At 67.8% G+C, this 20,072-nt stretch carries 20 protein-coding genes; 4 read left to right on the top strand and 16 right to left on the bottom strand.

What is annotated here, in order from left to right; translation table 11 throughout:
* Window positions 1–12 precede the first annotated feature (12 nt).
* The 11 genes from NF4_RS34785 to NF4_RS34840 all read right to left on the bottom strand — a co-directional run bounded on the left by NF4_RS34785 (window position 13) and on the right by NF4_RS34840 (window position 13,020).
* Window positions 13–774 (bottom strand): 5-oxoprolinase subunit PxpA, encoded by a 762-nt coding sequence (locus NF4_RS34785; RefSeq protein WP_063131643.1) that lies wholly within the window; start codon window positions 772–774, stop codon window positions 13–15.
* A 3-nt stretch (window positions 775–777) separates the two neighbouring features.
* Window positions 778–2,109 (bottom strand): aspartate aminotransferase family protein, encoded by a 1,332-nt coding sequence (locus NF4_RS34790; RefSeq protein WP_063131644.1) that lies wholly within the window; start codon window positions 2,107–2,109, stop codon window positions 778–780.
* A 76-nt stretch (window positions 2,110–2,185) separates the two neighbouring features.
* Entirely contained in the window at window positions 2,186–3,190 is a 1,005-nt protein-coding gene (locus tag NF4_RS34795) for a phosphotransferase (RefSeq protein WP_198165589.1), read from the bottom strand.
* Window positions 3,187–3,948, bottom strand: a complete 762-nt coding sequence (locus NF4_RS34800; protein ID WP_063131646.1) for an SDR family NAD(P)-dependent oxidoreductase — start codon at window positions 3,946–3,948, stop codon at window positions 3,187–3,189. Before NF4_RS34800 ends, NF4_RS34795 begins: the two co-directional genes overlap by 4 nt.
* Window positions 3,949–4,011: 63 nt before the next feature.
* Window positions 4,012–4,965 (bottom strand): NADP-dependent oxidoreductase, encoded by a 954-nt coding sequence (locus NF4_RS34805; RefSeq protein WP_369690973.1) that lies wholly within the window; start codon window positions 4,963–4,965, stop codon window positions 4,012–4,014.
* Complete coding sequence (locus tag NF4_RS34810) at window positions 4,962–6,500, bottom strand: class I adenylate-forming enzyme family protein (RefSeq protein WP_063131648.1); 1,539 nt, start codon at window positions 6,498–6,500, stop codon at window positions 4,962–4,964. Before NF4_RS34810 ends, NF4_RS34805 begins: the two co-directional genes overlap by 4 nt.
* A 65-nt stretch (window positions 6,501–6,565) precedes the next feature.
* Window positions 6,566–8,368: an acyl-CoA dehydrogenase gene (locus tag NF4_RS34815; RefSeq protein WP_063131649.1), complete on the bottom strand. Its 1,803-nt coding sequence runs from the start codon at window positions 8,366–8,368 to the stop codon at window positions 6,566–6,568.
* Window positions 8,369–8,371: 3 nt separating this feature from the next.
* Window positions 8,372–9,250, bottom strand: a complete 879-nt coding sequence (locus tag NF4_RS34820) for an NAD-dependent epimerase/dehydratase family protein (protein ID WP_063131650.1) — start codon at window positions 9,248–9,250, stop codon at window positions 8,372–8,374.
* A complete protein-coding gene (locus NF4_RS34825; RefSeq protein ID WP_063131651.1) occupies window positions 9,247–9,690 on the bottom strand; it encodes a nuclear transport factor 2 family protein in 444 nt (147 codons plus the stop codon). The genes NF4_RS34820 and NF4_RS34825 overlap by 4 nt, the downstream gene beginning before the upstream one ends.
* A complete protein-coding gene (locus tag NF4_RS39680) occupies window positions 9,687–12,470 on the bottom strand; it encodes an amino acid permease (protein WP_063814799.1) in 2,784 nt (927 codons plus the stop codon). The genes NF4_RS34825 and NF4_RS39680 overlap by 4 nt, the downstream gene beginning before the upstream one ends.
* Window positions 12,460–13,020 (bottom strand): pyridoxamine 5'-phosphate oxidase family protein, encoded by a 561-nt coding sequence (locus tag NF4_RS34840; RefSeq protein ID WP_063814800.1) that lies wholly within the window; start codon window positions 13,018–13,020, stop codon window positions 12,460–12,462. The genes NF4_RS39680 and NF4_RS34840 overlap by 11 nt, the downstream gene beginning before the upstream one ends.
* A gap of 127 nt (window positions 13,021–13,147) precedes the next feature.
* Here NF4_RS34840 and NF4_RS34845 point away from each other — a divergent pair, with 127 nt between their 5' ends.
* Complete coding sequence (locus NF4_RS34845; protein ID WP_063131652.1) at window positions 13,148–13,759, top strand: TetR/AcrR family transcriptional regulator; 612 nt, start codon at window positions 13,148–13,150, stop codon at window positions 13,757–13,759.
* 113 nt (window positions 13,760–13,872) lie between these two features.
* On the opposite strand, the gene NF4_RS34850 is transcribed toward NF4_RS34845, so the two are convergent.
* A complete protein-coding gene (locus NF4_RS34850) occupies window positions 13,873–14,520 on the bottom strand; it encodes a TetR/AcrR family transcriptional regulator (RefSeq protein WP_063131653.1) in 648 nt (215 codons plus the stop codon).
* A 117-nt stretch (window positions 14,521–14,637) separates the two neighbouring features.
* On the opposite strand from NF4_RS34850, the gene NF4_RS34855 reads away from it, so the two are divergent.
* Entirely contained in the window at window positions 14,638–15,372 is a 735-nt protein-coding gene (locus NF4_RS34855; RefSeq protein WP_063131654.1) for an SDR family NAD(P)-dependent oxidoreductase, read from the top strand.
* A 10-nt stretch (window positions 15,373–15,382) separates the two neighbouring features.
* On the opposite strand, the gene NF4_RS38340 is transcribed toward NF4_RS34855, so the two are convergent.
* Window positions 15,383–15,538 (bottom strand): hypothetical protein, encoded by a 156-nt coding sequence (locus NF4_RS38340; RefSeq protein ID WP_198165590.1) that lies wholly within the window; start codon window positions 15,536–15,538, stop codon window positions 15,383–15,385.
* Window positions 15,539–15,767: 229 nt separating this feature from the next.
* Between NF4_RS38340 and NF4_RS37310 the strand changes: the two genes are divergently transcribed.
* A complete protein-coding gene (locus tag NF4_RS37310) occupies window positions 15,768–16,796 on the top strand; it encodes an NADPH:quinone reductase (RefSeq protein ID WP_063131655.1) in 1,029 nt (342 codons plus the stop codon).
* Window positions 16,797–17,025: 229 nt separating this feature from the next.
* Here the strand turns inward: NF4_RS37310 and NF4_RS34865 are convergent, their stop codons facing one another.
* Window positions 17,026–17,433 carry a hypothetical protein gene (locus tag NF4_RS34865; RefSeq protein WP_063131656.1) on the bottom strand — a complete coding sequence of 136 codons (408 nt, stop codon included), beginning with the start codon at window positions 17,431–17,433 and terminating at the stop codon, window positions 17,026–17,028.
* The gene (locus tag NF4_RS34870) at window positions 17,433–18,299 is read right to left on the bottom strand and encodes a sigma factor-like helix-turn-helix DNA-binding protein (RefSeq protein WP_063131657.1); all 867 of its coding nucleotides are present in this window, start codon (window positions 18,297–18,299) and stop codon (window positions 17,433–17,435) included. The genes NF4_RS34865 and NF4_RS34870 overlap by 1 nt, the downstream gene beginning before the upstream one ends.
* A 274-nt stretch (window positions 18,300–18,573) precedes the next feature.
* Between NF4_RS34870 and NF4_RS34875 the strand changes: the two genes are divergently transcribed.
* Window positions 18,574–19,068, top strand: coding sequence for a DUF6283 family protein (locus tag NF4_RS34875; protein WP_063131658.1), 495 nt, complete (start codon window positions 18,574–18,576; stop codon window positions 19,066–19,068).
* 508 nt (window positions 19,069–19,576) lie between these two features.
* Here the strand turns inward: NF4_RS34875 and NF4_RS37315 are convergent.
* Window positions 19,577–19,903: a histone-like nucleoid-structuring protein Lsr2 gene (locus NF4_RS37315; RefSeq protein ID WP_084533813.1), complete on the bottom strand. Its 327-nt coding sequence runs from the start codon at window positions 19,901–19,903 to the stop codon at window positions 19,577–19,579.
* Window positions 19,904–20,072: the final 169 nt, after the last annotated feature.

Genomic DNA, 20,072 nt, shown 5'->3' on the forward strand with positions numbered 1-20,072 from the left:
TCCCGCATGGCGTCACACCCACGGTTCGGCCGGGCGGATGGCGAAGCCGGCGGCGGTGAGAGCACGGTTGACCGCCGCGGCGATGGGTACGGCATTGGGCCGGTCGCCGTGGACACACACCGAGCGCACCGGCATCTCGATACTGCGACCCGATACGGTGACCGCTCGGCCGCGTGCCACCGTCACGGCGGTCTCGGCGATTCGATCGGGGTCCTTGGCCATGGGCCGCGGCTCGATGACATTGATGCCGTCGTCGGTGAAGTCGAGGTCGACGGCGTTCTCGGGGATGACCGGGTGGCCCGCCGTCCGTACCGCGGTGAGGGCAGTGGTGGGCGCCATCATCAGGGGCAGTGCGAAGCCGGCGTTGCGCAGACCTGCCGCGACCTCGACGGCGAGCTCGGGATCGCCGCAGATCGCCCCCATCAGCGCTCCGTGCGGCTTGACGTGCCGGAGCCGGACGTCCTCGCTCTCGGCGATCGCGGCCAGTGCCCCGACCTGGTACACAACCGCGTCGACGGTCTCGGAGATCGACATCGCGAGGGCGCGGCGCCCGAATCCGGCCTTGTCGTCGTATCCGGGGTGCGCACCGACCGCGACACCGGCGTCTCGCGCGTTCCGGACGGCCGCCCGGAGGGTGGAGGGGTCGCCGGCGTGGTGGCCGCACGCGATATTGGCGCTGGAGACGAACGCGAACAGGCCGGCCTCGTCGCCCAGCCGCCAGCGGCCGAAGCTCTCGCCGGCGTCGGCGTTGACGTCTATCGATGTGGGCACCATGGCTCATACCTCCCGGGTGGTGCGGTCGACCGATCGGAGGGCCCCGGCGAGGGTCTCGGCCAGACGGTCGACATGGGTCTGGTCGAAGGTGAGCGGCGGGCGGATCTTCAGCACATTGCCCTGGGGTCCGGAGGCCGAGATCAGCACCTCGGCCCGGCGCATCCGGTTGACGACCTCGCGAGCGATCCGTGCGTTGTCGCCGCTGCTGCCGCCGGCGGACAGTTCGACGCCGTAGAACATCCCGACGCCGCGGACCGCGCCGATGAGGTCGGTCCCGCGGGCCAGGTCGCGCAGGGCGTTCCCGAGTGACGCGCCGACCTGCCGGGCGCGGGCGACCAGGTCCTCTTCCTCGATGACCGTCACGACGGCCTGTGCCGCCACGGCGGCGGTCGTACTGCCGCCGAAGGTGTTGAAGTAGCGGACCGCCGCCTCGAAGGCACGGCCGATCTCGGCCCGGAGCACGACCGCAGCGACCGGGTAGCCGTTGCCCATCGGCTTACCCATCGTGACGATGTCCGGGACGAAGCCATGGCGGGCGAACCCCCACCAATCGTCGCCGGTACGGCCGAAGCCGGCCTGGACCTCGTCGGCGATCAGCACCGCGCCGTAGGAGCGGACTTCGTCCGCGAGCGCCCGCAGGACACCTGGCGGGTGGGTGAAGACTCCGTCGGAGGAGAAGACAGTGTCGAGGAGACAGGCGCTCACCCCGTACCCGGCACGGGTCAGGTCGTCGGCGGCACGGCGTACATCGTCTCGCACCGCGGCGGTCAGTGCGACCTCGTCGGGGAAGGCCGCCGGGTCCGGCGCGGCGATGGTCCGCACATGCGGACCCAGGGGTGCGCCGGGACCGAGGGAGGGCGAGTACGCCGCCACGCTGCTCGTGACCCCGTGGTAGGCATTGGCGGTGACGATGATGCCGCCGGCACCGGTGTGGTGCCGGGCGATCCTGGTCGCCAGATCGTTCGCCTCCGACCCGGTGCAGGTCAGCGTCACCCGATCGAGCGGCGCCGGGAAATGCGCGAGAAGTTGCTCGGCCAGGTCGAGCAGTGGCTTCTGGAGGTAGCGGGTGTTGGTGTTCAGGGTCGCCAGTTGGCGGGAGACCGCCTCGACCACCCGCGGGTGGCAGTGCCCGATCTGCGCCACGTTGTTGTAGGCGTCGAGGTACTCGGTCCCGTCGCGGCCGTAGAGGTACACCCCCCGGGCGGCGGTGACCTCGATGGGATCGGCGTAGAAGAGCTGATATCCCGGACCCAGGAGCCCGTTACGTCGCTCGATCATCGAGGCGATATCCGCGGGCTGGGACGCGAGGTCGGCGACGTCGAAGCCGTTGACCATGCCGACGGGTCCGACGGCTGCGCGAGGTGGCGGTGATGACACGGACGTGATCCCTTGACTCGTGAGGGGTGGGTGGTCAGGCGGCTGCGAGAAAGTGTTGGGTTCCGGTGTCGAGGGTTTGGATCGCGGCCTCGGCACGAACCCAGTCGTGGCACGAATGCTGCTCGGCATAGGCGGCGCGAGTTGGGTAGACGGTGGCGCGCCACTGCGAGATCAAGGCCCGTTGCACACAGCGGGCGGCGGCGGCCGCGGCGAGGGTGCGGAGCTGGGTCGGTTCGACGTCGTGAACGCCGAGGAAACCTCGCACATGCGCGGACGCCAATGTCCACGGGTCTGCGAGACGGTGGTCGAGGAGGTTGGACACCGCGACCGCGAGGTCGTAGAGCACCGGCGCGATATGCACGTCACCGAAGTCGATGACGCCGGTGACGAAGCCCGGGGCGGCCGGGTTCGCCAGTACGTTGTGCACGCTGTAGTCGCCGTGCACGACCTGTCGCGCTCCGCCCTCGGCCACGGGACGGACGACGCTGGTGAAATGGCCGACCACCTGAGTGGCCAGCCGGGCGTGTGACCGCGGGGGCGTGATGCGGTCGGCGAGCTCGGGCAGCCCGGACAGATCCCAGAGGAGCCGGCGGGCAGCGGCGGGGTGCCGGAAGCCGGCGAGCGCCGCGGTGACCTCGCCGTGGACGGTGCCCACGCGCTCCGTCCGCTCAGGGCTGAGCCGCTGCTCGGCGAGGCCGGTGCCCGGCAGGCAGGAGATGACGTAGACCAGACGGTCGGGCCCGCCGCCCGGTCGTTCCCACCGGGTGATCGTCTCGCCCGCAGGGGTCGGCACGGCGACCGGCACCGGGACCGTCGTGGCTCGGGTGAGGTAATCGGTCACCGCGAGCTGGAGCTCGACGATTGCACGCGGCTCGCCGGGAGCGCAGACCTTGACGATCAGGTCCGCGGCCGACGTGCCGGACGCACGATAGGTCTCGTCACGCTCGGAGCCGAGGCGGGTGAGCGCGACATCGATGGCGTAGTGCTCACGCAGGTACTCTGCGAGCTCGTGCTCGAGCACTCCCGGTGGCTCGGTCAACTGGCGATCCATCCGCCGTCGATCAGCAGGGACGACCCGTGGATGTAGGACGCGGCCGGTGAGGCGAGGAAGACGACCGCGGGTGCGATATCGCCGACCTCCCCGAGGCGCCCGGCGGGGGTGGCCGCGAGCATCTGCCTCTCGTAGTCCGGGTCGGCGAGCAGGTGCTCGTTGATGCTGGTCCGGATATTCCCAGGTGCGACCGCATTGACGCGGATACCCCGCGGAGCGAGTTCGGCAGTAAGCGCCTTGACCAGGAGCTCGACCGCGCCCTTGGTAGCGCAGTAGGCCGTCGAATTGGGGAACCCGGCGTAGCCGCAGATCGAGGAGACGAAGATGATCGACGAGCCCTCGCCGAGGTGGGCGGTGGCAGCGCGGGCGAGCCGGAATGGCGCCCGCACGTTGGCGTCCCACTGATCGTCGAGGTTCTGGTCGGTTGTCTCGAGGAACGGTGCCGGGGTGAAAACACCGGCGGCGTTGACGAGGATGTCGACCCGGCCGAACCGGTCCAGCGCACGTCGTACGACGGCCTCCGGTGCGGCCTCGTCGGTGAGGTCCACGCTGAGGGTCTCGGCCCGGTTCCCGTCCGCCCCCAGGCGCGCAGCGCCGGCGGCCAGCCGCTCCTCGTGCCGGCCCACCAGGAGGACCTCGGCGCCGGCTCGGTGCATCTCGCGGGCGATCTCGGCGCCGATTCCGGAGCTGGCGCCGGTGACGACGGCAACCTTGCCGGACAGGGTGTCGGGATTGACAGGACTCATGGACAGTACTTCCTTTCGGATATGTGGTCGGTCGTGACGAAAGGTGGTGGCGTGCGGCGCAGGTCAGTCCGGGACGAGCACGACCTTGCCGAAGGCGCGCCCCGACTCCGCCCGGGTATGGGCCTGCGCTGCCGCGCTCATCGGAAAGACTCGGTCGAGCTTGGGCCGCAGCACGCCCCGCCGCACCATGTCCGACACTGCCTGCATGCCGGCACGATCGGCGTCCGCGAGCATGCCGACCACCCGGATTCCGTGCCGGCGGGCCTCATCCACCAAAACCTCGCGTCCGGTGGGCATCAGAGTGACCAGCGTGCCGCCCGGCCGGAGCACCGTGAGCGAGCGGTTCGTGACCTCGCCACCGACCGTGTCGAGTACGACATCCACGTCCGAGAGCTCGGCCTCGAAAGCGGTCGTGCGGTAGTCGAGAAGCTCGTGGGCACCGATCTCGCGGAGGTAGTCGTGCTTCGAGGCGCTCGCGGTGCCGATCACCACTGCGCCCCGGTCGCGGGCGATTTGCACGGCGAGGTGACCGACACCGCCCGCGGCGCCGTGGATGAGCACCCGCTGCCCGGCCCGGATCCGCGCGCGTTCGACCAGTGCCTGCCACGCGGTGAGCGAGGCGAGTGGGAGAGCTCCGGCCTGCACGTGATCGAGTCCGGTGGGCTTGTGCACGAGTGCCCGAGCAGGGGCGAGCACGAGTTCGGCGTGTGCTCCATGACCGTGGGGATAGGGCAGCATCCCGAAGACCTCGTCGCCGGGGCGGAAATCGGCGACACCGTAGCCGATCTCCGCCACGACACCGGATACGTCCCACCCGAGCACGAAAGGCGGGGGACCGAGAAAGATCCGCCGCGATCTGTGCTTGAGGTCCGTCGGGTTGAGACCGGCGGCTCCCACCCGTACCAAAACCTGGTTGGGTGTGACCCGTGGACGCGGGACCTCGGCCTGATGAAGAACCTCGGGACCACCGAGGACATCCTGGCGGACCGCCACCATCGTCTCTTTCGTCCCTGTCACGACGAGGCTCCCTCATCGCTGCGTACCCGCCCGCGAAGGACGTGCTTCAAGATCTTTCCCGAGGGGTTGCGCGGAATCTCCCCGAGCACAAGGCGGTGCGGGGCCTTGTAGTCGGCGATCAGCGCCGATACATGCGCCCGCACGTCCTCGAGCGTGAGCGCGTAGCCCGCACGAGGCGTCACGACGGCCACCACGCTCTCGCCGTACACCGGATGGGGCGCCCCGACTACCGCACAGTCCGCCACGCCGGGGTGGGCGGCCAGCGCGTTCTCGACCTCGACCGAGTACACGTTCATACCGCCGGTGATGATCATGTCCTTCATGCGGTCGACGAGTGTGATGCAGCCGTCGTCGTCGACGCGGGCCACGTCGCCGGTGTGCAACCAGCCGTCGCGCAGGGCCTGCGCCGTGGCCTCCGGGTTGTTCCAGTAGCCCTTCATCACCGATTCGCCCCGCAGGATCACCTCGCCGGTGCTGCCGGCGGCGACGTCGCGTCCCGCGCTGTCCACGACCCTCGCCTCGGTGTTGAGGATGGCCCACCCGTTGGCACCCGGGCGCTGGGCGATGTGGTCGGGCCCGAGCCCGACGCCGCCCGGGCCGGCTTCGGTCGGTCCGCAGAGGTTGAAAAGCCGCACCCGCGGTGCCGCCTTCCGGAGTGCTTCTATTGTGGTCGGCGGCATGGGAGCCGCACCGAACAATCCGTTTCGCCAGCTCGACAGGTCCCGTCCGGCGAAGTCCGGACTGTCCAGGAGCATCCGGTACATCGTGGGGACGCCGAAGAAGGTCGTGATCCGCTCGGACTCCATGAGGTTCAGGACGACGGCCGGGTCGAACGTATCGAGGAGCACATGAGTGGCTCCTACCGCTGTGCCCCCGTGCAGGAAGAGGTTGAGGCCCGCGGAATGGTAGAGCGGAGCGACCTGCAGGATTCGTTCACCATCCGCCAGCCCGGCGGTCAGGCTCACGTTGAGCCCCGCCCAGATCACCCGGTGGTGGTCGAGCAGGACACCTTTGGGCCGGCCCGTGGTGCCCGAGGTGTAGAGGATTTCGGCGTCGTCGGACTCCGCGAGCGATATCGCCGGCTCGTGGTCCGGAGCGTCGGCCATCAGGCTTTCGAGGTCGTCGGGGCGGTCCGGCAGTGGGCCGAGCGCGAGGTGGGTCCGCGGTGGTGTGGACGCCGCGGCTCGTGCTGTGTCCGCGACGGTCGCGAGACTCGGGTGGAAGACGAAGCCGGTTGCGCCGCTGTCGTCGAGCAGCCAGGTGACCTCCGGCGCCGCCATCCGGGGATTGACCGGGACGACGAGAAGGCCGAGCTTTGCCGCGGCATACAGGACGACGACGAAGTTGTCGGAGTTCGTGCTCATCACCGCGAGCCGCTCGCCCTTGACCATGCCGCGGCGGTGGAGCACCGCGGCGGCACGGTTGACCGCACTGTCGAGGGCCGCCCAGGTGATCCGCCTGCCGTTGTAGACGAGCGCGTCGCGGGTCGGAGCTCGGTGGGCTTGTCGGGCCACCAACTGGCCGAGCGTAGGCATGGATATCTCCTGAAAAAAGGTGCGGGCGGGGGCGGAACTCGTTCGGACCGGCTCGTCGTACCTGCTCAGAGCCAGGACGGGTCGAGGTCGACGGTGGTGCGGTCGAGAGAGGCGAGCAGATCGAGCCGAGGTGCGACTCCCGGGAGCTCATACGATCGGAAGTAGCGCGCGGCCGCGCGTTTACCGCGGGCGAACGCGTCGTCCCGGTCACCGAGCGCTATGAGCTGTTCCAGCCAGATCCAGGCGAGGACGATATGTCCGGCGGCCTCCAAGTAGATCGAGGCATTAGCGAGCCGGGTGACCGGGTCGGGGTGTGCATGGAGCGGCTTCGTCACCTCCATGAGGCGCGCTCGGGCGAGGTCCAGATCGGCTGCGTGGGCCGAGATCTCGGGCCCCAGCCGCGAGGCGGCCGCGACGGTTCGCCGTATCTCCTCGTCCAGCACTTGCAGACCTGCCCCGTCGTGTATCGACGTCTTGCGACCCAGCAGATCGATCGCCTGGATACCGTGTGTGCCCTCGTGGATCGGGTTGAGGCGGCTGTCACGGTAGTGCTGCTCGACATCGTAGTCGCGCGTGTAGCCGTATCCGCCGTGCACCTGTATGGCCAGTGAGGTTCCGTGCAGGCACCACTGCGCGGGCCAGCTCTTCGCGATAGGTGTGAGGATGTCGAGCAGCAGCGCCGCGCGGTCGCGCTCGACACGTTCTGGTGCAGTCTCACGTTCGTCCAGCAGCCGGGCGCAGTACAGCGTCAGCCCGAGCGCTCCCTCGGCGTAGGACTTCTGGGCCAGCAGCATCCGGCGGATGTCCGCATGCTCCACGAGCGGTACCTGCGGCAGATGCGCGGCTTTCGCATCCGGCCTGCGTCCTTGCGGACGTGTCCGCGCGTAGGCCAGCGACTTCAGGTAGGCGGTGTAGCCGAGAGCTGCGGCGCACACACCTACCTCGAGACGGACCGCGTTCATCATGTGGAACATCTGCGCGAGCCCCTCCCCCGGCGCCCCGACCAAATAGCCGACGGCACCGGCGGACCCGCCGGGCCGATGGGTTCCATCGCCGAAGCTCAACACGGTATTGACCGTGCCCCGGAATCCCATCTTGTGGTTGAGCCCGACCAGCGACACGTCGTTGCGCTCGCCGATGCTGCCGTCGTCGCCGACCAGGAACTTGGGGACGATGAACAGCGACAGACCTCGGACGCCGGATTCGCCGGCACCGGTGCGAGCCAGCACGAGGTGCACGATATTCTCGCCCAGTTCGTGGTCTCCCCCGGAGATCCACATCTTGGTGCCGGTGATGCGGTAGGTCCCGTCGTCGGCCGGGTGGGCTCGTGTCATGGTGTCGGCGAGCGAGGAACCTGCCTGCGGTTCGGACAGGCACATCGTGCCGTGGAAACGGCCCTCGAACATGGGCGTCACGAATCGGGCGATCTGCTCCGGCGAACCGTGGGCGCAGAGGAGATGAGCGTTGGCCACGGTGAGCATGGCATATCCGTATGTGCTCACATTGGCCGCCGCGAACCATGCGGCGCAGGCCAGGTGCACGACGCGCGGCAGCTGAAGCCCGCCCACGCCGTGATCCGCGGTCACGCCGAGGAATCCCGTCTCCGCCAGCGCGTCGAGAGCCGGACGGATCTCCGGGTGCAGGCGGACCCGGCCCTGGACCAGCCGCGGCTCGTCCGCGTCACTGCGCCGGTTGTGCGGAGCGAAGCGGTCCTGGGCCAGGTCGGCACAGAGGTCCAGGATTTCGTCGAAGGTCGACCTGGAGTGCTCCGCGAAACGCGGCCGTTCGGTGAGGTCCCCGACCCGGAGCCAGTCGTGGAGCAGGAAGTCGAGGTCGGCACGGGAAAGCAGATCGGTGGAGGCTGACACGGCTCATTTCTCCGGGGTCGTCGTCATCGCCGGGCGTAGTGGGTGACGCCGGAGGAACTCTGCGAACGAGGTGGCGTTCCGCCCCGCGAGCTGGGCAACCTCCCTGGTCACGCGGTCCTCCGCGCCGCTCGCGGTCAGCACGTCCGCGCCGACGAGCGCGTCGGCGAACGTCTGCGGGACCCCGGCATCGACGAGTTGGACGGTGCGCTCGGCGGGTGTGACCGGCCGGTAGCGGACGGGGAGACTCCATTCGGCGGCGATGGTGGCCACCAGATCGTGGTAGGACAGGGCCTGTGGCCCGGTGAGCACGTGTTCACGACTGTCGTGGTCGGCGCGCGTCAACAGTTCGGCCGCGACCGCGGCCACATCCGCCGCATCGATCCAGCCCATCCGACCGTCGCCGGCGGCGGCGACGATCTCGTGGTGTTCGCGGACCGTGACGGCGGTGGGGTGGCTACCGAGGAAATTCTGCATGAATCCCGAGGCCAGCAGGACCGACCACTCCGGCATCTGCCCGACGGTGAGCCGTACTGCGTGCAGGCCGGGTGTCCGCAGCGGGAAGGCAGACGAGTTGAGCAGCACCGCTCGCCCGACTCCCGCGTCCCGGGCCCTGCGCAGGAAGCTCCCGACGACGTCCGCCGGGTCGGCGTCGAGCGGCGGCGGCAGCAGGTAGATGCTGTCGACGTCGCGCAGCGCCTCGTCGTAGGTCGCCGCATCGGCCCAGTCGAACCGGACCTGCCGCACTCCAGGAGCCGGCCGCTCCTGCGGGTAGTGCCGGCTCGCGACGACCACGTCCACACCGCGCCGGTGCAGGAGGTCGGTGACGACCCGCCCGGTCTGCCCCGTACCGCCTGTGACGAGCACGGTTCCGATCGAGCTCATGATGCGACCTCTCCGGCGGCAGGCCCGGTCGTCGCCGAGGTCTGCGTGGGATTCCAGTAGTCGCGGAAGCGGACGATCCGGCCGTCTCGCTCCTCGAGGATCCAGACGTAGCGAACATCGTAGGGCGCACCGGACCCCACGACGGTGCCGTGCAACGCGACCTCGGCCACGATCGTGTGCGGGTCGGTCAGATGGTGAACGACGAGACTCGGGAACGATTCGATTCTGACCGCGGCTCCGATCGCCATCACGTAGTCCCGCACGGACGACGGCTCGTCCAGCCGACCGGGTCGACCGGGTGGCGCGAAGGGGAACTCGATAACGGCGTCCTCGGCGAAGAGGTCGACGTAGCCGTCGAGATCCATGGCGGCAAGAAGCTCGATCGACTGCAGCAGGACCGCGTGCGCGGGGCTGCTGACCGGGGTCTGCTGGGATGTCACTGCTGTCCTCCTTGCTCGAGTGCGGAGATCGGGTGCGCCGGCTGCTCGGCTCGCGCGCGGTCCGCCGGGTCGGCGGCGAAGGTTTCGGCGAGCCAGTCGAGCATCCGGCCCGAAGCCAGCCGCTGGGCACCGACGTGGCAATGGGCGTCGGCTCCTTCGTCGCTGGTGAAGGTCATCAGCGTGGCGGGGGCCGACAGGTGCGCCATCAGCTGTCGAGGCTGCGACAGCGAGGTCTCATCGCCCGCGAAGAACAGGTCGTCGGCCGCCTCACAGACCAGGACCGGGCAGCTGATCTGTTCGGCCACACCGTCGAGCAGGTTGTACTGCGCGTAGGTCCGTACGAACTCGGCCGGGTCGGCAGCACCCATGACCCAGAGCCCGTGATCGAGCGCCCAGCGAAGCGTGGGCTGCTTCGCGGCCGCCGCCTCGACCTCGTCGCCGAACGCGGGATCATGCCAGCGCGCCTCCAGCTCGGCGCGGGTCAAACCGAGAAGTGCCTCGACCGCGCCCAGGGCGTCGTATACCCCGTCGTTGCAGACGACCGCCGCGATACGCGGCTCGAACGCGGCAGCGCGGGGGGCCAGCACACCGCCCAAGCTCACGCCGAAGAGCGCGATGCGATCAGCGTCGACGATATCGCCGTGCTCGGCGAGGAGGAAGTCGAGAACGGGCCCCACGACATTCTCCCAATCCGGACGGAACGTCAGACCGTGGTCGTGCACGGCGGCCGGCTGCCCCGGCCCGTCGAAGGTGAGCACGTGGAAGCCGCGCTCCACGGCGGCCTCGGCACCGAAGAAGTGCATCTCCTCCGCGCTGCCGTCGAAACCGTTGTGCATGACGATTGTCGGACGCTTCTCGCCGTGGCCGGTCGCCGCCCGGTAGAGATAGCCGCGTAGCGTCAGGCCTTCGTAGGGGATCTGGACCGGGGTGATGCTCGGCACCTTCGCGTCCTCGAAGGGTCGGGGGATGGCAATCGCCGCCTCGAAACAGTGCACACCCAGGCGGTAGGAGTACGCCACACGCCGGTCGCGCGGGTCGGCGTGCAGGAAGAAGTCGGCGTTGCGGTAGTAGTTCGCGGCCCGGAGGAAACCTTCGCGCGCGCTCACCGGCCGGCCTCGAGCAGCGTCCGCACGGGCAGCCTCCGCGACGCGATCGGCCCGCTGCAGCCATGCCTCGTACCAGCTGTCGTGGTCGCCCGCGGTGATACTCGCCGATGTGGCGAGCACTTCACCGATTTCCGAGCCACCGTAGGCCGAGTGGCCGAGCACGCGCGCGGTCTCGAACCAGTACTGGGGATGGTCTGCGAAGAGCAACGGGGCGGAAGAAGTCACGTCGGAACGGTACCGTACCGTCGCGACCGTCGCAACACCTGTTCCGCCGGCGCGCCCCGGGTGGAACCAGCCGTAGACGGCGACCAGAAGAGGCACCAGGGGCATCCACGCCACCGCCCAGTGCTCACTGCCGGTGACGGCCGCGTAGTTGCCCGCGATTGCCCCCAGCACGACGACAAACCCCGCACCGGCGAGAACAGGCGCGACGATGGTCCGCCAAGGCCCCTCGGTCACCTGGCCACGCAGCCGCGCGACGATCACACTGACGCAGCAGCCGAGCATGAGCGTCACCAGCGAGAGAGATGTGATCCCGGAGACCGCCGGAAAGAGGTTGGTGAGCGGATCCGCTCCCGCTGCCGTGAACACGATCAGAATGCCGGCCGTGAGCACGATCAGAACCGCCGTGCCGATCACCGGGGTGCCGTGCCGGGGGTGCACCCGCGCGAGGACATCGGGCAGGCGCCCGGCGCGTCCCATCGCGAACAGGTAGCGGCTGCCCATGTTGTGCAGCGCGATGGCCGCCCCGAGAAAGCCGAAGGCCACCATCACACTCAGGACCGGGCCCGCCCATCCACCGAGGTAGGACTCCGCAGTCGCCGGAACCAGTGCTCCGGCGTCCCCGGCCGCCGCTCCGACAACATCATCGTGGGCGGCCCGCAAAGTCCAGGTCCCGATCGCGAAGACGACCAGCAGCAGCCCCAGCGCACCGAACGTCGCTCTGCGAATACTCTGCCGCGGGGCCTGCGCCTCCTCGCCGTACACGGCGGTGGCCTCATAGCCACCGAAACAGACCAAGCAGAACACCAGCGTCAGAGAAGCGGCGCCCGAGAAGGGATCGGTCGGGAGCAGCCCAACGGGCGACCACGCGGATGCCGGTCGCTGGACCAGCACGGCCACGAACAGCACGACGATGATGACGAACTGCGCCATGCAGAGCAGAGCCGTCACCCACTGGGCGATATCGAGCCCGCGCACGCCGAGGACCGCGACGACAAACAGGGCTACCGCCGACAGGACGAACCAGGGGGGCGAGGAGCCGAGGTACGAGGCCAGCGCCAGCTCGGCAAAGTATCCCGTGGCCGCGACCATCGCCGTCGACGCGAGGCCGTACGCGAGCGCCGCGACGAAGGCGGCAGCGGAGCCGAGCCGCCTACCGAGACCGAATGTCACGAATGCCGCGAACGCGCTCGGTTCGACGACGTACCGGGCCAGGACCAGGTAACCGACGGCGAAGAGTGCCAGCAGCGCGCCCACGACGACCAGATAGCCCACGGTTTCGGTGCCCGCGCCGAGACCGATGCTGATGGAGATATTGGAGCTCAGCGCGGTGAGCGGCGCCGTGGCCGCCACCACCAGGAAGATCATCCCCGCTGTGGTGACCGTTCCGCGCCGGAGGCGTGGCGTATCGGCGTCGACGGGACTCTGATCGGAAAGGGCATCACCGGCCATGACAAACCCCGGTGTCGTGGACGGGACGTGCGGGACCGGCCGGCCCGAGCGGGCCGTCGGCCGCAGGGACGGATGCGCTCGAAAAGTCGGCCGAGTACCAACGCTGCGGTCGGATAACGAACAACACCTGGTCTTCGGGGTCGTACCGGTCGACCGCCGCATCCGCGCCTTCCGCACTGAGGTAACGCCGAGCGATATCCCGCCGAACCGCTATCGGAGCCGGATGGATGTCGTCGACAACCCGGCCCTCGACGACGACGTACCGGTACGGTGGGGCCGCGCGCTGCACCGTGAGCGTGGCGACGCCCGCGGCGCGGATGAGTCGGGCCTTCCGACTCGAGACCGAGGTGTTGACCAGGATGTCACCGCCCGGGCCGTAGGCGTACCAGAGCGGGACGCTCATCGGAGGCCGGCCCGGGCCGGCGTCAACGGACAGTACGGCGATATGCGCCTCGGCCAGAAACCGCTCCTGTTCGATACCGGAGAGCGAACGGGGTGGGTGGAGCCCGTCCGACCGGGCCAGGCGGGCCGCGAGTGAACCATCGCCCACGACTCGGGGGGATTCTGGGGAGCTGAACGGCATGAGCTTCTCCAATGGAACGGACGAGACGGTTGCGTCCCGTCCATGCACCATAGAGCGGCCGGTACCGTCCCGTCCATAGGCTAGGGTGATCGATATGACCCAGCGCGCACCGTCCGGAGCAGCCGTTCTCAAGCCAGACGTCACCGCAGCGATCATCAAGGCCGTCCTCGCCGAGCTCGTCGAGCGCAGCTACGCCCGGCTGTCGATGGAAGGCGTCGCCAAAAGAGCGGGCACCAGCAAAAGTGCCCTGTACCGCCGCTGGCCCACCAAACAGGACATGGTGCTCGCAGTGCTCGCCGACATCAGCGTCCCCATGGCAGACGTCACCGAGACCGGCGATCTCCGTCGAGACATGCGCGCCGCCGCGGAGTCGATGGCAGCCTGGCTCGCCTCGGAGCCCTACGCCAAGATCATCCCGGATCTGATTGCGGAAGCACACCGGACACCCGCGCTCGCCGAGGCGATCTCCGTTTCGCTGGCGAAGCCACGGCGCGCCCACCTGCGCTCACTCCTGACGCGAGCAATCGACCGGGGTGACCTCCCGGCGGACACCGATATGGAAATGGCCCAAGACCTCGTCGCCGCCCTCATCTACTGGCGCATGGTCGTACGACAGGCACCGGCCGAGCCCCACTACCTCGACCATGTGACCGACACCGCCCTGCGCGCCCTGAGCGCCACCGGCACGGAAATGCGAGACGCCTGACCGACACCTGAAAGAGTCCCGAGCCCCACTCGCTGCGCTCCAGGATTTGCGTCCAGGCGATCAGACCCATGGCGAGGGTGACCACCCCGGCGGACTGGACGTTTCCCCGAGTACTACCCGTTCAGGCGGGCCATCACCCGATAGAGCCGCGTATCGTCGAGCGGCGGTTCCGGAAGGTCGTGCCCGGCGGTAACACGGAAGCCGTCGAGCGCCAAGTCCAGGTTTCGCCGCCACGCCCGGGGCGCGATACCACCGGTAACCTCGGCGATCCTGCTACTCGCCCAGAGCAGCATGACAAGGTCGGCAGTGGTGACATCCGGACGCACAACGCCCGCTTCCTGCGCTTGGGTGAGAACTCGTTCGGCGAGTCCGCAGAGATGGTTGTGCAGAGCTTCGGTGCGCTCGTCATCAGGGAAACGCTGCGATACGAAGTCGCAGAAGCCGCGATCGCCTACTTGGGCCGAGCACAGCACGCGCAGGAAGTCGCGGAACCTGTCCCACGGATCGGCCGAGTTCATCCCGGCCTCGATATCGTCGAGGAATTTTTCCAGAGGCGCTCCGTAGACGGCCACCAGCAAGTCTATGCGGCGAGGAAAGTGCCGGTAGAGAGTTCCGATCGCAAGATCGGCTCTTCGCGCGATCCCTTCGAGCGAAGCCATCACACCTTGTTCGGCGAAGGCAGTCCTGGCATGTGCGATCAGCAGCTCGCGATTGAGGCGTGCGTCCCGGCGGGACGACAAAGGGGGTTCGACGGCCGACATGCCACATGACCCTACCAAAGTCGAGGTCCCCCTCATGATAAGTCGAGGGGGGCCTCATCTTGGTGTTAACCTCACCTCCGAGACCCTCGCATCATCGGCACTCGGAAAGGCCGCACCATGCCCAAGCTCGACGGCAAGACAGCAGTCATCACCGGCGGCACGGTCGGAATGGCATTCACGACCGCCCGGCTGTTCGCCGAGGAAGGCGCGCACGTCATCATCACTGGACGGCGCAAGGACAAATTGGACGAGGCCGTCGCCACAATCGGCCGCAATGCCACCGGAGTACAGGGCGATGTGAGTAACCTCGAGGACCTCGACCGTGTGGTCGAGGCCGTCACCGAGCGAAGCGGCCGGGTCGACGTACTGTTCGCGAGCGCCGGCAATCACACTTTCAACGAACCACTGGGTGCGGTGACCGAGAAGTCCTTCGACGAAGTCTTCGACGTCAACGTCCGAGGCACCTTCTTCACCGTGCAGAAGCTACTGCCACTGATGACCGACGGCGCCTCGATCATCCTCAACGGATCGGCAGCCGCGGTCCAGGGCAGCCCCGGAAGCACGGTTTACGCCGCAAGCAAAGCCGCACTGCGATCATTCGCACGCACATGGACCACCGACCTGAAAGAGCGGCGCATCCGCGTCAATGTCCTCAGCCCCGGCGCGATTCGCACCCCCTCATTCGAGACGTTGCCTTCGCAATTCAAATCTCAGGCCCTGGCGGCGATCCCCGCCGGCCGACTCGGCACCGAAGCCGACGTCGCTACGACGGCACTGTTCCTCGCATCGGCGGAGTCCAGCTACATCACCGGCGCCGAACTGCCCGTCGACGGCGGCCTCACACAGATCTGAGGCGACAGGTTCACCGTGTGTACAGACCGAGCGGACTCGCTACGAAGTCATGCACAAAAGCGCGGGCCCGAGCGAACGCGGCCTCGAACGCGGCCTTGGTCTCGGCAGGTGGATCGGTATGGTGCAGCAGCGGGCTGTGCGACATGCACACCAGTGCTCGAGTCATCGGGAAGCTCCTTCGTCGGCGCGCTAGGCCGCCGAAAACGATGTCGAGGTGTGACGCCGCTCGTCGGCGCTCGGACATGCGTGACTATGACGGCGCTCACTCTTCGTCACCGGGTACGGCGGTGCGACCAACCATGCCGCGGCGAAATTGTGCCGCGCTCCAATTGGTCCCGGGTACCTTGGGCTGCGTGAGAGCAGCAATTTATCGGACGACCGGGCCGGGCCGGGATGTGCTCGAAATCGTCGAGCTGGACGTGCCCGATCCTCAGGCGGGAGAGGTGCGCGTCGCGATCTCGGCCTCCGGCGTGAACCCCACGGACTGGAAGGCCCGCGCGGGACTCACCGGTCGCGCTCCGGACGATTTCCAGGTGCCCCATCACGACGGCGCCGGCCGGGTCGATGCGATCGGCCCGGGGGTCACCGGACTCACCGTCGGCCAGCGCGTGTGGCTCTACCTCGCCGCAGCCGACAACCGGTACGACACGGCCGCAGAGTTCGCGGTGGTGCCGGCGCACAAGGTGGTCCCGCTCCCCGACAACGCGTCCGACGAGCTCGGCGCCAGCCTCGGTGTACCCGCGCTGACGGCGGCGTACTGCCTCGGCGGCGATCCCACCGCGGTACAGGGGCGGACTGTCCTCGTCGCGGGGGGCGCGGGAGCCGTCGGGCACTTCGCAATCGAGCTGGCCAAGCACGCGGGGGCCCAGGTGATCACCACGGTCAGTTCGGAGGAGAAGGGCGAGCTGGCGCGTGCCGCAGGCGCCGACCTCGTGCTGAACTACCGCGAAGAGGACGTCGCGGAGAGGATCCTGGCGTCCGTCGGACACGTCGACCGCGTCGTCGAGGTCGCGCTGGGAGCGAACATCGACATCGACCAAGGCCGCCCGCGCGCGCCGCAGGGCGGGCTTGCCGAACACCAAGATGAAGAAGATGGTAATCAGCACAGCGGCTACCCAGGCCGCATCCACCACGCTCATCGCGCCCATGGCGACCAGTACCACGATAAACGCGAAGCTCAGAGCGGTGGCGCCCAGGACCAGCACGACCTGTTGCCAGGACAGCTCACTGTCCGGGTCAGGTCGGTGGCGCGGTGGCGGGCCCGGATCGGGCAGACGAACGACGGACATGGAGGAGCCCCTTCACGCGATGGGGGAACTCGCGCTGTCCACGCATGCGCGGACAGCGTGGGTTCCCAGAAAATGCGGTCGAGCACGGGTAGCGCGGCGGGCTGCAGCACACGGCCGCCGTATCACGCCGCGTAGCCTCTCCCGTTACGTGACATAGACCGGGGGAAACCACGACCGGCGAGCTGATCCCCTGGTATTCCTGACAAAAGGCCGCTTTGCCGCGTGCCGGACCGATTCGCCGGCAGCAACCACCTGCACCGCCTGATGATGGTGATCGGGAGTGCTGGGCTACCCAGCCCAGCACTCCGGCGCAGCTCTCCCGATGGCCCCGTCCTAATCCGGTGGGGTCCTGACAGACCGTTGATCAGGTCGGGCACGAGGCCGACCCGCGCAACGCGTCGATCACTCTGACCATCGTGTACGAGTCGTTGCGGTAGCAGCCGCTATGGGCAGGGTCGGGGTTGCAGATCCAGTGGGCAACGGCCGAAACCCCGGAGACGCTCTGGACGCAGTCCGGGTCGGGTGTGCGCCGCGGCAGGCGAACCCCGCCCATCGCCTCTGCTATCAGGCGTCGAGCCGACGACTCCGAAGGTCCTGCACCGATATCGGCCGGTCGCTGACGCAGCCGACGGATGCGTTCCAGCTGTTTGTCAGAGGTACGCGTGCTCAGCAGACGCGGACCTTCCTCGCCAAGGGAAGAACCCTCGATCAGGGCACGCACGCGCGAAACCAGTTCAGTCGTCTCGATATCGGTGCTCTCGTGTCGGTTCATCATCGGTTCCTCACGGATAGGTGAGTGGCGTTGCGGATCCTGTGCAGGCGGCGTTCGATCGCTTTGGAGGTCACACTCATCAGGTGCGCAATCTCGGCGTGCGTGTATCCGCATGCATGTGCCCACAGCACCAGCCGATCCGTCTCGGGCATGGCGGCCAGGCAATCGAGCAGCACGATGCGGTCGGTCACGATGTCGGCGGGGTCAGTCCCCAGTTCCGATCCCCACAGCACCGTGGTCCCTGACACCCCCGCCTCGATCACCTCGTCGTAGAGGTCTGCGCTGCTGTGGTGGGCAGTCCACCACCGATGCTCCTTGGCGAACATCGAAACGAATGCAATCAGGCACCCCTCAACGAAGTACGAACTCAGTGAGCGTCCTTTGCGGGGATCCCAGCCGGTGCCCGCGGCCAGGCCCTGCTGCAACTTCTCCAGAGCCGCGGCCACCACGTGTGCGATTATCTCCTCGCGGTAGACCTGGTCGCCGGCCAACCGCTGCCGCCCGGTCGGCCAGTCCGGGATCCCGAGGTATCTGCTCGACAGCTTTTCGTGTATTGCACCGCTGCAGATCCACGACTCCAGCACCTGCCACGCATACGCAGCTACTCTTTCGGCCACCATCTCCCACACCAGCCCTCGGGCGCCGTGCCGGACAAGAGCGTCGAACAAGTCGTAGTCGCCCTGCGCACGGTTCAGAGCCTCCAAAGCCGCGGCCAGCAATGTCGCCGCTCCCTCCTCGCGGCTATCTGCGGGCTCGCCGTCCAAGACACCCAGGTCCTGTGCGACCACGTCGACGTCATGATCCCGGAGAACGCCCTCGCCGACTTTCTCCGGGAACGTGGCGTCGACGGGGCCAGGATCGGACATGCTGCCGCTCCGGACAGCATCGAAGCCCGCTGTACCCATTCATTTCCTCCTCCACGAACCCACTCCGAGCCCGGCCCACAGCCGGATCCGTAACCCTGCCTCTGCACACACGGTCCTCAGGGTTATAGGCCTCGACCGCCGGAATCCCCCCCACCCATGAAGAAATTCGTCGATCGATCTCGTCGATGTGTGACCAAAGGAGCCGCGACGCGACTCCTCCGCCAGACATAGATACAGTCATCTCCTACTGTCGCCCCGACCACGAGACAGCACCATGAGACCCTCTCACGACGAAACGGCCACATCGGAGGGCATCGGACCTCCGGCGCCGCGTCCCTGTACGGCATGCCCCTACCGCCAGGATGTACCCGGTGCAGTCTGGCATGCCGATGAGTACGACAAGCTCCGTGAATACGACAAGCACACCGCGCTACAGCCGGGCCGGCTGTTCCAATGTCACGTTGCCGATGCCGACAGCGAAAACAGGCGCCTTTGCGCCGGATGGTGCGGCTGCCATGGCGAGGAACTCCTCGCATTGCGTCTCGCCCTGCTCGATGGACGGATCAGCGCGGCGACCTACCAGCAAGCCGCGAATTATCAGTCGCCCACACCGCTGTTCAGCTCCGGCACCGAGGCTGCCGATCACGGACAAGCCGACATTGATCGCCCCAGCCCCGAGGCGCTTCGCGCCATGGACAAAATCAGCCGCGCACGTTCCGACTTGATCAGCGATCCGCCACCACCAGAGCCAAAGATCACCTCGACCTAGACCGAAACTGCCTGCTCCGGCCAGCCCTGCACAAAGGTCAACCCTGGCGCCCCATTATCTGCTTCGCGACCGCTATTAATGCGAATATCGCAATATCGGCAGATGCTGCTTTGCTTACGCCGAGTAAGCGACGAGCCGACTCACCAGCATCATCCCCTGAAACATCAGATTCCCCGGCGGCCTGAACAGATAGCCCGGCGGACCCGCACTGGAATGCCAATCGCAACTCAACTGCACATCGTTGCCGTCAGCCCGAACCAGCCCCCTCTCCACCATCTGGGGGTCTCTCGGACCTCGCGGCGATCAACTGCCAGACCCCTCTGCGACCTGCGTCGGCATAACCTGCAAACCCAGTAGCAACAGTGCGGATAGTCCACAGACCGGGCATCGCCAGCAACACTCAGCGCGCACGAAACTGGGACAATTCGGAGGGCTCTATTCGTCCCGGCTCAAGAATGCGAAGTGAGCAGGACCACCAACCCGCCGGACGGTGAGCGACAACTACAAATCAATCTGCCGCGCGCCGATATGCATCCAGCACAGCGGACGGTATCCGGCCGCGGGCGGGAACATCGTGCCCGTTTCGGCGCGCCCACTCACGGACTGCGCTCGCATCCTTGCGTTGCCTCACCGCTGGCATCTTCGCGCGACTGCGGCCGCCGATCTTCCGTGCGTGGGGGATCCACTTGTCCAGCCCTGCGCGTAGTTCTCGCGCATTCGCCTCGGACAAATCAATCTCGTAGGCCACCCCGTCGATGCCGAATGAGACGGTTTCGGCCGCAGCCGACGAACCATCCACATCGTCAATCACGGTGACTACAACCTTGCGCGCCACGACGCCACACCCTCCACTAGCCAAGCCATGACCAACCCCGCTTCGCTCCGACACCTTAGCAGCCACATCTTCTGCCAGCGACGTGGCCAGTGCATAAGCTCCGGGAGACCTACTGACAGCTGTAGGGGTCCGTGCTCGGGCATACGCTTGGACACCCGGGAACCTGTGA

Origin of the sequence: Nocardia fusca NBRC 14340, assembly GCF_001618425.1 — a bacterium.
GTDB classification, from domain to species: Bacteria; Actinomycetota; Actinomycetes; order Mycobacteriales; family Mycobacteriaceae; genus Nocardia; species Nocardia fusca.

Bases quoted from the DNA above. Each gene is read 5' to 3' on its own strand.
- NF4_RS34865 (WP_063131656.1), bottom strand. From the start codon at position 17,433: ATGAACCGACACGAGAGCACCGATATCGAGACGACTGAACTGGTTTCG.
- NF4_RS34870 (WP_063131657.1), bottom strand. From the start codon at position 18,299: ATGTCCGATCCTGGCCCCGTCGACGCCACGTTCCCGGAGAAAGTCGGC.
- NF4_RS39680 (WP_063814799.1), bottom strand. From the start codon at position 12,470: ATGGCCGGTGATGCCCTTTCCGATCAGAGTCCCGTCGACGCCGATACG.
- NF4_RS34875 (WP_063131658.1), top strand. From the start codon at position 18,574: ATGAGACCCTCTCACGACGAAACGGCCACATCGGAGGGCATCGGACCT.
- NF4_RS34790 (WP_063131644.1), bottom strand. From the start codon at position 2,109: ATGGTCAACGGCTTCGACGTCGCCGACCTCGCGTCCCAGCCCGCGGAT.
- NF4_RS34785 (WP_063131643.1), bottom strand. From the start codon at position 774: ATGGTGCCCACATCGATAGACGTCAACGCCGACGCCGGCGAGAGCTTC.
- NF4_RS34855 (WP_063131654.1), top strand. From the start codon at position 14,638: ATGCCCAAGCTCGACGGCAAGACAGCAGTCATCACCGGCGGCACGGTC.
- NF4_RS34850 (WP_063131653.1), bottom strand. From the start codon at position 14,520: ATGTCGGCCGTCGAACCCCCTTTGTCGTCCCGCCGGGACGCACGCCTC.
- NF4_RS38340 (WP_198165590.1), bottom strand. From the start codon at position 15,538: ATGACTCGAGCACTGGTGTGCATGTCGCACAGCCCGCTGCTGCACCAT.
- NF4_RS34800 (WP_063131646.1), bottom strand. From the start codon at position 3,948: ATGAGTCCTGTCAATCCCGACACCCTGTCCGGCAAGGTTGCCGTCGTC.
- NF4_RS34845 (WP_063131652.1), top strand. From the start codon at position 13,148: ATGACCCAGCGCGCACCGTCCGGAGCAGCCGTTCTCAAGCCAGACGTC.
- NF4_RS34810 (WP_063131648.1), bottom strand. From the start codon at position 6,500: ATGCCTACGCTCGGCCAGTTGGTGGCCCGACAAGCCCACCGAGCTCCG.
- NF4_RS34820 (WP_063131650.1), bottom strand. From the start codon at position 9,250: ATGAGCTCGATCGGAACCGTGCTCGTCACAGGCGGTACGGGGCAGACC.